Genomic DNA, 13,020 nt, shown 5'->3' on the forward strand with positions numbered 1-13,020 from the left:
ATAACAGGAACGCCAATATGCCGATTTTGAACAGAGCCGCGGAATTGCAGGACGAAGTCGCCGAATGGCGCCGCCATATCCACGCCCGGCCCGAGCTTCTTTTCGCAGTGGAAAACACGGCCGCTTTCGTCGCTGAAAAACTCAAGGAATTCGGGGTCGACGAGATCGTCACCGGCATCGGCCGCACCGGGGTCGTCGGCCTGATCAAAGGCAACGGCGCAGGCCGCCGCACGATCGGCCTGCGCGCCGACATGGATGCCCTGCCGCTGACCGAAGTTACCGGCAAGCCCTGGGCCTCGAAGACACCCGGCAAGATGCATGCCTGCGGCCATGACGGCCATACCGCCATGTTGCTCGGCGCCGCGAAATATCTCGCCGAAACCCGCAATTTCAACGGCAATGTCGCCGTCATCTTCCAGCCCGCCGAAGAAGGCGGCGGCGGCGGCAATCTGATGGTCAAGGATGGCATGATGGAGCGCTTCGAAATCGAAGAGGTCTACGGCATGCACAACCTGCCGGGCCTGCCTGTGGGACAGTTTGCGATCCGCAAGGGCGCCATCATGGCGGCGACCGACGAATTCACCGTCACCATCAAGGGCCGCGGCGGCCACGCCGCCCAGCCGCACCGGACGATCGACCCGATCGCCATCGCCGCCCAGATCGTCGCCAACCTGCAGATGATCGCCTCGCGCACCGCCGATCCGATCAGCTCGGTCGTCGTCTCGGTGACCAAGTTCAATGCCGGTTTTGCCCATAACGTCATCCCCAATGACGCGACCTTCGCCGGCACAGTCCGCACGCTGGACGCCGACATGCGGACACTTGCCGAAACGCGCTTCCGGCAGATTATCGAAGGCCTGGTCGCAGCCCATGGCGCCGAGGCCGAGATCAGCTTCAATCGCAACTACCCCGTCACCATCAACCATCCCGATGAGACCGAGCATGCCATCGCCATCGCCAGCGCCATTGCCGGTGAGGCGAACGTCAATGCCGAAATCGATCCGATGATGGGCGGCGAGGATTTTTCCTATATGCTGGACGCCCGCCCTGGCGCCTTCATCTTCATCGGCAACGGCGACAGCGCCGGCCTCCACAACCCGGCCTACGACTTCAACGACGAAGCCATAGCCCACGGCATCTCCTACTGGGTCCGTCTCGCCGAACAACGCCTCGGCCTTTGACAAGAATTAAGGCTTGGCTTCGCGCCAAGCCTTTTGTATGCATGGCATCCAAGTGGTCCCGTAGCTCAGCAGGATAGAGCACCAGATTCCTAATCTGGGGGTCGCGCGTTCGAATCGCGCCGGGATCACCATTTTTCAAGCGCTGAGCCATATGGCCACTGCGGGAATGGGTGGAATGACTGATCTCGTCTTGTAGATCACCGCCGAACGGCTTTGCCCCGTATTAAGCTCGCGGTACCTGACGATAGGCTCCTCGTCTCCTTATGATCCGCCGTGCCCCTAGCCCCGGCAGCGCCGCCACCGCCCATCCGCCGGCAAAACCGATTACGCCCCAGACGAGGCCGGCAAAGCTCATCGGCACTCCAGGCACGAAGTCGCGCCAGGTATTGGCGAAAACCACATCATCCGCATTCCTCAGCAGCACGAAGGGCTTGGCGACCGGGGCGGCGGTGCCGAGTTTCAGTTGCTGCGACTGCAGTGCTTCGTAACGGGTAATCGTGCTCTGCATCGAGACGCCGCGGTCGCGCAGGAAATCGTCGGAGGATTGGGCATAGGCGTTCAGCGCCTGCCGGCGGTCGAGATGGTGCTGAGCGGCTTGGCGGTTGAAGTCCTCGACGATGATACGCAGTTCATCGATCGCCCCGCCGATCCGCTGGCGATATTGCTGCGCAAATTCCGGCGCCTGCGAAAAGACCGTGCCGCCGGCAAGTCCGGCGGCAATGGCGATGATCCTTGCAATCTGTCCCACGATCGTGGCCTCCGGCTGTTCCCTGCGCTAACGATCCGCGGCCGCAAAAGTTTCTGCCTTCGACACAATCGGTAACGCTATGTGATTGAACCGGCGGCGCTTCCGGCGAGTTGAAACTATGACCAACTCAGAAAGAGAGGCTCGTCATGAAACAGCTCATTCTTGCTTGCACGCTCGCTGCAGCGTCCGTCCTTTCCGCCATGCCGTCCCAGGCGGCAAGTGTCACTATCACCACGGATAACCCGCGTCCTTATTATAGCGATTCGGAAGGGCCCTATTATCGCTACCGCCCCTACTACCGCCATCACATGATGCGCCGCGTCTCCGAGGATTGCTTCACCAAGACGGAAAGAATCCGCCGTCACGGCCATACGATCATCAAGGAGACCCGGATCTGCCGATAAGGCAGTGTCTATGCATGAAAAGCCCGGGCATTGGGGTCGGGCTTTTCCTTTGATTTCGCCAAGAGGAACTTCGCAACATCGGCCGCGTTTATCGCGAAAACGGGAGAACTCATCATGCGTATCAAGATGACTCTTTTGGCAATCGCCTATGTCGCCGTCAGCGCTCTGCTGCTCGCCATCGCCTATCACCCGCAGGGACCGGTGACAACAGCGAAGACCGATCGCTCGGCCGGCTCATCCTTCCTCGTCGAGCGATTCGCCGGTTAACCGGCCAAGCCGGCGTAACGCCGTGATAGCGTCGGCAAGGCCGGCGCTCGCAAGCGCGGGCAAGTTTCGACAATGTCAGTGCGGCTCTCCCACAGCAGACCCGCCGAGCAGGATTCGGTTCTGCACCGCAGTCACGCCTTCGACTGCCCTGGCGACGGCGGTTGCCCGCTCGATCTCCCCGACAGTACCGACGGTGCCTGTCAACACGACCTGATCTTCCTCCATCGTCACTTCCACATCCGACGCATCGATGCCGCCGGCAATTGCCAAAGCATTGGCGACGGCGGCCTCGAGAGATGCGCGATTGGCGATCTCCGCTTCCACTTCGGGCGCAAGCCCGTGAAATGTCGGCTCTTTGAAAACCATATTCCGTTCCTCCGAAAGACCTGAAGAAGAAACGCCATCGGCCTCGTTTGGTTTCCTGCGTTACCAGCTGACGCGATAACGGAGATTGACGCTGCCGGCCTCATCGGGAGAAAACGGATTGCTGACCGAGGCATCGAGGTTGAGGTTCGGCAGGATCGCCTGGTTGACCGCCACCGTGCTCGAGAAGTCGCCGCTCGCATTGCTGACGCCCGCGCCGGCCGAAAGCGAGGTTCCAGTCCAGGGATGGATCAGCTTCAGCGCCTGTGACGCCGTCACCGAAGTCTCCCTGGCGTCGACCGGATCGTAACGGACGCTGACGGAGCGGCTCGATTGCATGTCGAGCGAATCCGAGAGAATCCAGCTGCGCGAGCGGCTGAGTGTCAGCGCGCCGCTGCCGCGCAGCGTATCGACGCTGACCCTGGCCCCCTGCTGCGATTGGCCTGCCGGCGTGACGCTCGTCTTGGTGATCCTGCCCCAGAGCATGGCCTGTTCGGAATCGGGCAGCGGCGCACCGGCTTTTGTCGCTGCCAATGCGACGTCGGCACCAGCGCTCGTTTCCCATTCCGCCGGCAGACGAAAACCCATTGTCGCCTTGTACGATCGATCCGACACTTTGGCAGGCGACCAGATCAGCAGGTCGTCCGCCTTTGCAGCCACGCTCAGCGAAGGCACGGTGGCAAGAAGAATGATGGCTATTCTGAATATCGTCATGTGATCCGATCGTTTGCCCTGACACGTGCCGGCTCATCGAATGGCACGATACCGCACCAAAGTGCTCGCAGCGAACGCGAACGGGCAGCACGGCCAAGCCGTTCATCCCGATGTCATCCTCGATTTAATGTTGGCCGAAAAAGCCGAGGGCAGCCAAGTGCCCGTTTTTCAATAGCCGCCGCAGCGCCCCGATTACCCATGCGCCGACGAGAGGCCGCAGGGGAATCACATCCCTTCAGGAATGTCATAAGGATCCCATCCCGCTGCCGCTCTGTAAACCCCTACAGGGCTGATATCTGCTGCACCGCACACTTGCCGCACCCTCCAAACCCTAGTAGAGCCTGAGCCCACGAGAGACATTTTTCGCGAAATTCCAAATGATGACCGGCAAAACCGCGCCGCGGCGCCTCAGCATCTTCGGCTCGACCGGGTCGATCGGCCGTAATACCCTCAATGTTGTCGAACATCTGGGCGGGCGGGAGAACTTCGAAATTTCCGTTCTGACAGGCAACGGCAATGTCCAGCTGCTCGCCCGGCAGGCCAGATCCTTCGGCGCGCGGTTGGCGGTGACCGCAAACGACCGGCATTATGAAGCGCTTAAAAGCGAACTTTCCGGCAGCGGCATCGCGGTGGCGTCGGGCAAATCCGGCCTCATGGAAGCAGCCGACCGCGAAGCCGACTGGGTGATGGCGGCAATCGTCGGCACCGCAGGTCTGGCGCCGACGCTTGCAGCCGCACGCCGTGGCGCCGATATCGCCCTTGCCAACAAGGAATGTCTGGTCTCGGCCGGCGATCTCTTCATCGGGGCGATCCGCGCCGGCGGCGGCAGGCTGCTTCCCGTCGACAGCGAGCACAATGCGATTTTCCAGGTGCTGGAAGAAAACCAGCGCCATGCCGTCGAGCGTGTCATCCTGACCGCCTCGGGCGGCCCCTTCCGTACCGCCTCCTTGAAGGAGATGGCCGATGTGACGGTGGAAACCGCCCGCGCCCATCCGAACTGGTCGATGGGCTTGAAGATCTCGATCGACAGCGCCTCGATGTTCAACAAGGCGCTGGAGATGATCGAGGCCCGCCATCTGTTCGGGCTAAGGCCCGAGCAGATCGAGGTGATCTTCCATCCGCAGTCGATCATTCATTCCATGGTCGGTTATACCGACGGCTCGGTGCTGGCCCAGCTCGGCGCACCTGACATGCGCACCGCCATCGGCTATGCGCTGTCTTTTCCGCGCCGGCCGAACCTGCCGGTCGAGCGGCTGGATTTCGCCAGGCTCGCGAGACTTGATTTCGAGGCGCCGGATGAGGTGCGGTTCCCCGCCTTGCGGCTGGCGCGTCTTGCGATGACGCGCGGCGGCGTTCAGGGCGCGGTGCTGAACGGCGCCAAGGAAGTGGCGCTGGAGGCCTTCATCGATGGGCGCCTCTCCTTCCTCGCCATGGCCGAAGTCACCGAAAGGGTCATGGACGACCTGGCCGGCCTGCCGCCGGCTGCCGGCATGGACGACGTTTTCAACGCCGACCGGCAAGCCCGGCAGCGAGCGGCGGCGCTGATGAAACTCGATCTCGTCGGGTGAGGGTCCGGGCGGCTACAGCTATCGCAGCCGATTACCGCCCTCATCGAACAATCGGCAATTCGACGGCTCGAACTGCAGGCTGACCTCTTCGCCGGCCGCAATGCTGGTCGGCGACCGGTGCTCGACGGTGAGCGACTGGCCGTCGCCGAGCTGGCAGTAGAGATACTGCGTTCCGCCGAGATACTCCGAAAAATCGACCCTTGCCCTCAGGCTGCCAGTGAGCTCGGGCGCCACCTTCAGATGCTCCGGCCGCAGACCGAGCGTCACGGCTGCACCGGCCGGCCTTTCTTTCGGCAGCAGGCCGCTTTCGACGCGCCCGCCGGCAACGTCGACCAGACCGTCTTCGCCCCATCGGGCATTCAGGAGATTCATCCTCGGCGAGCCGATGAAGCCCGCCACAAATGTATTCGAAGGATTTTCGTAGATTTCCCGCGGTGTCCCGGCCTGCTCGACGCGGCCGTCGCGCAGCACGACGATCTTGTCGGCGAGCGTCATCGCCTCGGTCTGGTCATGCGTGACATAGATCATCGTGTTGCCGAGCTCGCGATGAAGGCGGGCGATCTCGATGCGCATGGAAACACGCAGTTCCGCATCGAGATTGGAGAGTGGTTCGTCGAACAGGAAAACATCCGGCTCGCGCACAATCGCCCGGCCGATCGCCACACGCTGGCGCTGGCCGCCGGAAAGCTGGCCGGGGCGCCGGTCGAGCAGATGGTCGATCTTCAGGATCGCCGAGGCTGCCTTGACGCGCATCTCGATCTCGGCGGGACTGGTGCGCGCCATCTTCAGTCCGAAGGCGAGGTTCTCGCGCACGCTCATATGCGGATAGAGCGCGTAGGATTGAAAGACCATGGCGATGCCGCGCTCGGATGGATCGAGATCGGTGACGAGCCGTCCCTTGATCTCGATCTCCCCATCGGTCACATCCTCCAAGCCAGCGATCATGCGAAGCAACGTCGATTTTCCGCAGCCGGACGGACCGACGAAAACGACGAATTCGCCCTCCTCGATCGTCAGGTCTATGCCGTGCACCACCTGCAGATTGCCATAGCTCTTTCGCACGTCCTGAAGGACGACGCTCTTGTTGCCCATACCGTTCGTCATCCCCAAACGACCTACTTGTCCGCCTGGACCCAGACAAGCATCTCTCCAGGCGCGCGGTTATCCCAGAGATGATAGGGCACGAAGCGTGCGGTGGCGACCCGCCTTTCGGCCGGCGCCTTGCGGTAGAGCGAATTGCCCCAATTCGATGTTTCCTCACGCTCGACCTTGAGATCGAGGGCGACGGCATCATTGAGGTCCTTCAGCACGACGGTTTCGGCAGCCGGGAGTTCGCGGGGCAGAACGATGGCGTTGAGATCTTTGCCATTGTCCGTTGTTTCCACGCAATAGACGAGCGGACCGCGCATCAAGGCGACGCGGCCGGCATCCTGGCGCACTTTCGGATTGGCATATTGCGGGCGAAGCGCCAGCGGCAGGTAGAGGGCCACCTTATCACCGTCCGCCCATTCGCGGTCGATCCGCGCATATCCATCGCGGACATGGGCACCGAGGTCGAGCATCGCCGCGTTGACGCTGAGGGTTGCGCCCTCCGCCCAGTCCGGAATGCGCAGCGACAGCGCAAACCGGGCCGGCTTTCTCAGCCTGGCAGTGAAGGCGACGGCGCCGTCCCACGGATAGTTGGTAGCCTGTTCCAACTCCACCTCGGCGCCGTTGGCAAGCTTCAGCCGGGCGGTGCTTTCGCCGTAGAGATGCACGGCGATCTCATCATCGGCAACTGCATACATGTATGAGCCGATCGACGTCACCAGACGGGCGATGTTCGGCGGGCAGCAGGGGCAATGGTGCCATTTCCAGCGGTGGTGCTTGCCGGCACTTTCCAGCGGGTTGTCATAGAAGAAGGTCTTGCCGTCTGTGGAAAGACCCGGCAGCGCGCCGTTATAGAGCGCCTGCTCCATGACGTCGGCATAGCGCCGGTCCGGCCCGCGCCCGAGCATGCGGCTTGCCCAGAAGACCAAACCGACAGAGGCGCAGGTTTCCGCATAAGCTGTATCATTGGGCAGGTCGTAATAATCGGTGAAGCCTTCATTGGACGCGGCCGGGCCGATGCCCCCGGTGATGTACATCTGCTTGGTGGTCAGATCGTCCCAGAGCGTTTCCAGCGCCGTCGTCAGGCTGTCGTCCTTGTATTCGGTGGCGATATCGGCCATGCCGGAATAGAGATACATGGCGCGCACAGCATGGCCGACGACCTTCGTCTGTTGGCGTACCGGCAGGTGCGCCTGGCCATATTCATAGGTCTTCTGATGGAAGTCGGCAGCGCTGCGGCCATCGCGAGCAGCCTCGGCCGTGAAGAAGTGCGGCTCGGTGCCGCGTTCGTCGATGAAGAATTTCGAGAGGTCGAGATATTTCTTCTCGCCGGTCACGCGGGCAAGTTTGACCAATGCCAGCTCGACTTCCTCATGGCCGCAATAGCCTGGTATCTGCCCCTCGCCATGACCGAAAACCTTGATCATGTAATCGGCGTAGCGGCACATGATATCGAGCAGCTTCCGCTTGCCGGTCGCCTGATAATAGGCGACCGCGGCTTCCATGAGATGGCCGGCGCAATAGAGCTCGTGATGGTCCCGCAGGTTGGTCCAGCGGCGGGATGGCTCGACGCGCTGGAACCAGGCGTTCAGATAGCCGTCCTTGTCCTGCATCCTTTCATACATGTCGATGATCTCGTCGGCCCGCGCCTCGAGCTTCGGGTTCGGCCGGCGATAAAGCGAATAGGCGATCGTCTCGATCGACTTGCCGAGGTCGGAATCCCAGAACATCTGCGTCGTCCCGCCCCAGGGCTGGATGGGAATGACGACGCCCGGGCTCGGCTGGCTGACGTCGATCGCCTTCAACATCCCGGCTTCGACGCAGCGGTCGAGCAGGGTCTCGGCGGTCGAATTGCAGACGGCATCCTGCCACTTGCCCCAGAAGCCGCCGAGCTCGACATCGGGAACGGCGACGGGGCGAAACTGGCGGTCGTTGCTTGACTTGGTCATGGGCTCCACTTTCCCTAGAGCATGATGCCGAAAAGTGTGAGCGGTTTTTCCGGACGACATCATGCTCTAACTCTCTAATTTAGAACAGGATTCGAATTTAAGGACCGACCCGGCCTTAAATCATCCTGTTCGAGGTCATTTCACCGCGCCGGCCATCAGCCCGCGCATGTAGTAGCGTTGCAGGAGCAGGAAGACGATCAGGCAGGGGATCGTCATGACGACGACACCGGCCTGCACCGCTCCCCAGTTGATGGCGCCGAGCCGCCCGGCGCGGACCGCCGTCATCAGCACCGGCAGGGTGTATTTCTCATTGCTGGAAAGCAGCACGAGCGCGGCGAGAAACTCGTTCCACGCATTGAGGAAGGCAAAGATCGCCACCGTCGCGACGCCTGGAAGTACCAGCGGCAACAGAACGCGCGCCAGCAGCCTGAGGTCGCGGGCGCCGTCGATGCGGGCGGCCTCTTCGATCTCCTTCGGCACGGCGTCAAAGGCGTTGCGCATCATGAAGACGGAGAAGGGCAGCTGCAGCGTCACATAGACGAGCGTCAGCCCGAGCAGCGAATTGTTGAGGCCGAGTTTTGCCAGGATGATGAAGAGCGGCGTCAGGATCGACTGGAACGGGATCATCAGCGTGGCGATGATCAGCACAAAGAGTGCATTCTTCATCGGAAACCGGTAACGCGAGAAACCGTAGCCGGCGAGCAGGCTGACGACGACGGTCAGCACGACGGTCGCCACCGAAACGAACAGCGAATTGATCATGTGCTGCCAGATGCCGGCCCCGAACGTATCGAGCAGCGCATAGGCATCGAAGCTGACGCCGGATGTCGGCCACGGCGGCAAGGGCGGCAGGCTGGCTTCGGTACCCGGCCGGAAGGAGGCGAGCAGCGTGATCGCGAAGGGCGCCAGGAAAAAGATCGAGATGGCGATGCCGGTGAGATGATAGGCCGATTTCGTACGGATGGCCTTGCGGGCGCGGCGTTGCCTTGACGTCGTCATGGACGCTCCTCCCCGACGCGAAGCAGCCAGAGCTGCACGATGCTGATGGCGACCAGGATGGCGAGAAGCGCGATCGAAAGCGCTGCGCCGTAACCGAGATTGAACGAAACGAAGGACTGGTTGAAGATGTAATAGACCACCGAGATCATCTTGTTCTGCGGTCCACCGGCCGTCATGATGTAGAACTGGTCGAAGGCGAGGATCGAGCCGGTGACCGAGACGATCAACGCCAGCGCGATCGTCTTACGCATCAGCGGCAGCGTCAGATGCCGGAAACGTTGCCAGCGGCCGGCGCCGTCGATGCGGGCTGCCTCCGTCAGCTCGGACGGAATGGCCTGCAGCCCGGTCAGCAGAATGATCATGGTGAAGCCGGCGATCTTCCAGACGACCATCACCACAACAGTCAGGAAGGCTGTGTCGAAGGTCGCAAGCAGATTGGGGCTCTTTTCCAGAAGACCGAGTGCCTTCAAGGCCGGGCCGATGAAACCGCTATCGACATTGGCAAGCCAGACCCAGAGCAGCGAGGCTGTGGCAAGGCCGACCACAACAGGCAGGAAGATGATCGTGCGGTAGGCGCTGACGAACTGCCTATCCCTCTCGACGAAGATGGCCAGCGGAAAGGCGATGGCGAAGATCGCGATGGTGACGATCACGGTGTAATAGGCGGTGAAATTCAGTGCCGCCATGAAACGAGTATCGTTGAACATGCGGAAATAATTGTTGAAGCCGATCCAGCGCGACGCTCCCATCAGCGGCCAGTTATGAAGGCTCATCCACCCCGTGAAGAGAACCGGCATGACGAAGAAGACGATGACCAGCGCCATCGCCGGCGCGATGTAGGCAAGGCCGCGCCAGTTGGATCTGCGCCGACGCTTGCGCCGAGGCAATAGGGTCTCTGAACCGGAACCGGTCATCAATCGCTCCGCATCTGTCTATGGAAATTGGCCGGGAAGCTGCCACCGCTCCCCGGCCGCGGCCTTGGGAGAGTTATTGGCCGCTATCGATGATCGACTGCATTTCCGACTGGGCGCTGGAGAACGCACCGTCGACGTCGTCGCCGAAGATCGCCGCGTTGGTGAAGCTTGCCCACGGACCATTGGCGCTGTTGATGAGGTCGTTGAACTGCAGCGTATAAGGGGTCTTGGCGACACTGATCGCCTTGAGGCCGACTTGCATTCGCGGGTCGAGGCCCTCAAGCACCTTGTCGGCGATGTCGCCGCGTGTCGGTAGGCTGCCATATTTCGCCATGATCTTCTGGCCGTCCATCGAATAGATATATTCAAGGAACTCCTTCACCGCGTCGATCTTCTTCGTGCCCTTGGTAATGACGAAGTTGTCGCCGCCGGCAAAGGACGACGGCTTGCCGTCGACGCCGGGAATGAGGGTCACGCCGAAATTGATCTCGGGATGCTGAGTCACCAGTGTGCCGATAGCGAAGGCACCGAGGCTTTGCTGGCCGATCTTGCCATTGGTGAAGGTCAGGAAGTTCGTACCGTTGTCGCTGGCCGCACCCGCCGGCACCAGGTCCTTCTTGACCATGTTGCGGTAGATATCGATGGCCTTGCGCATCTGAGGCGTATCGAGCGTCGCTTTCTTGCCGTCGGCCGACAGGATATCGGCGCCGGCACCCCAGGTGAGCGGGGTGAAGGTGAAGATCATGCAGCCGCCACAGCCGCCGCCGGAGAAATAGAAGCCGTAGGTATCGTCACCGAGAGCCCGGATCTTCTCCCCATTGGCGGTGATTTCGTCCCAGTTATCAGGCGCCTTTTCCGGGTCGAGACCGGCCTTCTTGTAGAGATCCTTGTTCCAGGCGAAGACCGATGTTTCGACGGAAAGCGGCAGCCCGTAAATCTTGTCCTGATAGGTGCCGAGGCGGACATGCGACGGCGAAAGCGAGTTGAAATAGGGAAGCGACTTCGCCCAATCCGTCAGGTCTTCCAGCTGTCCGGCCGCGGCAAAGGCAGGATTGTAGATGAGGTCCATCGACAGGGCATCTGGCGCCTGTCCGCCGGCGATTGCCGTCGCATATTTCTGCACCAGCTCGGAGAACGGCACTTCGGTCATCACGACCTTGTTCTCATGGCTGGAATTATAGGCTTCGACGACCTTCTTAAAGGCATCGCCAATCCCCGATCGGACCCACATTTCGACGTTCTCGGCAGCCGATGCAGCCGACACCAGGCACAAGGTAGCGATGCCGGTCGCCGCCAATAGACGCTTGATCATGACACTCCTCCCAATATGGCGCATCTCCTCGCGCCTTTGTTCATTTCCCTGATTATCATTCCTCGGGGGTCCTACCTCCGCATGACCGCCGGACGACGAGCCGGCAGGGCAACTTCCTCACTCCCGGCTCGACAGGCCGTCCTTCCGCAAGCGCCAGCACCGTCAATCCGGCCTGCCGCCCCAACTCCTTCAGCTCCATATCCACCGTCGTCAGCGGCGGCCGCGTCTGGGCCGCGACAATCTCCCAATTGTCGAAGCCGATCACCGAGACGTCCTGCGGCACCTTGACGCCGCGCTCGCGCAGCGCATCCACCGCACCCCGGGCGATCTGGTCGTTGCCGCAGAAGAGCGCATCCGGTTTTTCTCCCGGCCTCTTCCAGAGCTGTTCGACCGCCTCATGGCCCCAGCTTTCAGACCAGACGCCATAGAGCACCGGCTCGCCGTGTCCCGCCACCTGATGATAGGCCCCTGCCCGTTCCCGCACCGAAAAGAAGTCCTCCGGTCCGGTGATATGGGCAATTCGCCGCCGCCCGATCGTTGCGAGCCATTCGACGGCCAGCCTCGCCCCCTGTTCATCATCCGAACGAAACGTAACGCTGTTCTGCGTCCCCTCCGTGAAGGCGTAGACGACAGGCACATGCAAATTCGACAGGTCGACAGGCAGACGCCTGTCCAGCCGCTTGCCGGTTGCAATGATTCCGTCGACCTGCTTGTCCAGCATCGCGTCGACATGGATCTGGGCGAGCGCCGGATCGTCTTCAATGGCGCACAGGAAAACTGAAACGCCATGATCGACGAGAGCGTCAGAAATGCCCGCCATCACAGGCAGCGTGAAACGGCCGTAAGTGTCGTTCGTCAGCAGCCCGATGGTGAAACTGCGTTTGCTGAGAAGACCTCTCGCCAGCGCATTCGGCCGATATCCGATTTCGCCGGCGATCCGCTTCACCCGCTCGCGTGTTTCCGCTCCCATCCGACCGGTGTCGTTGAGCGCCTTCGACGCCGTCGAGATGCTCACGCCGGCAGCCGACGCCACCTCATGGATGGTGATCCTGCCCCTTTTTCCTCCCGATATGTTCAGGCCTTCCTCCTGCTGAATTGGTTTGAGAAAAGCTTTTACCAATCTCTCTGTCAAGTGAGAAAAGGTTTTCTCATGCATTTCAAGAGACGGAGCAGTGAGGCGTGGATCGCAGGAAGGAAGGCGTGGATACGGCCGATGCGAATCCATGGGACCGCATTGCATCATTCGCCCCTAGAGCGATAGGGCAGCGCTGATAATCTTGTCCAGCTAATGAATACGAACAAACAATCGGCGTCAGAACCTCCGATGGGAGGTTCTGATTCGGCGCGTGAGAACCCAGGCGATCGTTAGATCAGGCGACGTGCCTCGCCAGCGCGCAGCGCGACCAAAGCGAATGCAGGGCGTCGACCAGATGGGCGATATCGGCGTCGGAATGCAGCGGTGTCGGCGTGATGCGCAGCCGCTCGGTCTTCTTCGGCACGGTGGGATAGTTG

At 61.3% G+C, this 13,020-nt stretch carries 13 protein-coding genes, 1 tRNA gene and 1 pseudogene; 5 read left to right on the forward strand and 10 right to left on the reverse strand.

Going from position 1 to position 13,020, the window contains the following annotated elements; genetic code table 11:
- The first annotated feature begins 17 nt into the window (after positions 1 to 17).
- Complete coding sequence (locus HJC00_RS29520) at positions 18 to 1,181, forward strand: M20 aminoacylase family protein (RefSeq protein ID WP_221165050.1); 1,164 nt, start codon at positions 18 to 20, stop codon at positions 1,179 to 1,181.
- Positions 1,182 to 1,235: 54 nt separating this feature from the next.
- Positions 1,236 to 1,312, forward strand: a tRNA-Arg gene (locus HJC00_RS29525).
- A 92-nt stretch (positions 1,313 to 1,404) separates the two neighbouring features.
- Here the strand turns inward: HJC00_RS29525 and HJC00_RS29530 are convergent.
- Positions 1,405 to 1,929: a DUF2937 family protein gene (locus HJC00_RS29530; RefSeq protein ID WP_221165051.1), complete on the reverse strand. Its 525-nt coding sequence runs from the start codon at positions 1,927 to 1,929 to the stop codon at positions 1,405 to 1,407.
- Positions 1,930 to 2,075: 146 nt separating this feature from the next.
- Between HJC00_RS29530 and HJC00_RS29535 the strand changes: the two genes are divergently transcribed.
- Together HJC00_RS29535 and HJC00_RS29540 are read left to right on the forward strand one after the other, a co-directional pair.
- A complete protein-coding gene (locus HJC00_RS29535; protein ID WP_210632913.1) occupies positions 2,076 to 2,333 on the forward strand; it encodes a hypothetical protein in 258 nt (85 codons plus the stop codon).
- Between the two features lie 114 nt (positions 2,334 to 2,447).
- Positions 2,448 to 2,600, forward strand: coding sequence for a hypothetical protein (locus HJC00_RS29540; RefSeq protein WP_210632914.1), 153 nt, complete (start codon positions 2,448 to 2,450; stop codon positions 2,598 to 2,600).
- Between the two features lie 75 nt (positions 2,601 to 2,675).
- On the opposite strand, the gene HJC00_RS29545 is transcribed toward HJC00_RS29540, so the two are convergent.
- A complete protein-coding gene (locus HJC00_RS29545) occupies positions 2,676 to 2,966 on the reverse strand; it encodes a BON domain-containing protein (RefSeq protein WP_221147758.1) in 291 nt (96 codons plus the stop codon).
- A 60-nt stretch (positions 2,967 to 3,026) separates the two neighbouring features.
- Positions 3,027 to 3,677, reverse strand: coding sequence for a hypothetical protein (locus HJC00_RS29550; protein ID WP_210632916.1), 651 nt, complete (start codon positions 3,675 to 3,677; stop codon positions 3,027 to 3,029).
- Between the two features lie 377 nt (positions 3,678 to 4,054).
- Here HJC00_RS29550 and dxr point away from each other — a divergent pair, with 377 nt between their 5' ends.
- A complete protein-coding gene (dxr, locus tag HJC00_RS29555; RefSeq protein ID WP_221147757.1) occupies positions 4,055 to 5,245 on the forward strand; it encodes a 1-deoxy-D-xylulose-5-phosphate reductoisomerase in 1,191 nt (396 codons plus the stop codon).
- Positions 5,246 to 5,263: 18 nt separating this feature from the next.
- On the opposite strand, the gene HJC00_RS29560 is transcribed toward dxr, so the two are convergent.
- The 7 genes and pseudogenes from HJC00_RS29560 to HJC00_RS29590 all read right to left on the reverse strand — a co-directional run.
- A complete protein-coding gene (locus HJC00_RS29560) occupies positions 5,264 to 6,349 on the reverse strand; it encodes an ABC transporter ATP-binding protein (protein ID WP_221165052.1) in 1,086 nt (361 codons plus the stop codon).
- Between the two features lie 11 nt (positions 6,350 to 6,360).
- Positions 6,361 to 8,283 carry a glycoside hydrolase family 127 protein gene (locus tag HJC00_RS29565; protein ID WP_210632919.1) on the reverse strand — a complete coding sequence of 641 codons (1,923 nt, stop codon included), beginning with the start codon at positions 8,281 to 8,283 and terminating at the stop codon, positions 6,361 to 6,363.
- A gap of 135 nt (positions 8,284 to 8,418) precedes the next feature.
- A complete protein-coding gene (locus HJC00_RS29570; protein ID WP_210632920.1) occupies positions 8,419 to 9,282 on the reverse strand; it encodes a carbohydrate ABC transporter permease in 864 nt (287 codons plus the stop codon).
- A complete protein-coding gene (locus HJC00_RS29575) occupies positions 9,279 to 10,196 on the reverse strand; it encodes a carbohydrate ABC transporter permease (RefSeq protein WP_210632921.1) in 918 nt (305 codons plus the stop codon). The genes HJC00_RS29570 and HJC00_RS29575 overlap by 4 nt, the downstream gene beginning before the upstream one ends.
- A gap of 73 nt (positions 10,197 to 10,269) precedes the next feature.
- The gene (locus tag HJC00_RS29580; RefSeq protein WP_221147754.1) at positions 10,270 to 11,508 is read right to left on the reverse strand and encodes a sugar ABC transporter substrate-binding protein; all 1,239 of its coding nucleotides are present in this window, start codon (positions 11,506 to 11,508) and stop codon (positions 10,270 to 10,272) included.
- 55 nt (positions 11,509 to 11,563) lie between these two features.
- Entirely contained in the window at positions 11,564 to 12,541 is a 978-nt protein-coding gene (locus HJC00_RS29585) for a LacI family DNA-binding transcriptional regulator (protein WP_221165053.1), read from the reverse strand.
- Between the two features lie 337 nt (positions 12,542 to 12,878).
- A pseudogene (locus HJC00_RS29590) lies at positions 12,879 to 13,020 on the reverse strand (5-aminolevulinate synthase); the annotation flags it as partial.

Source organism: Rhizobium sp. NLR22b (assembly GCF_019685295.1).
GTDB lineage: Bacteria > Pseudomonadota > Alphaproteobacteria > Rhizobiales > Rhizobiaceae > Rhizobium.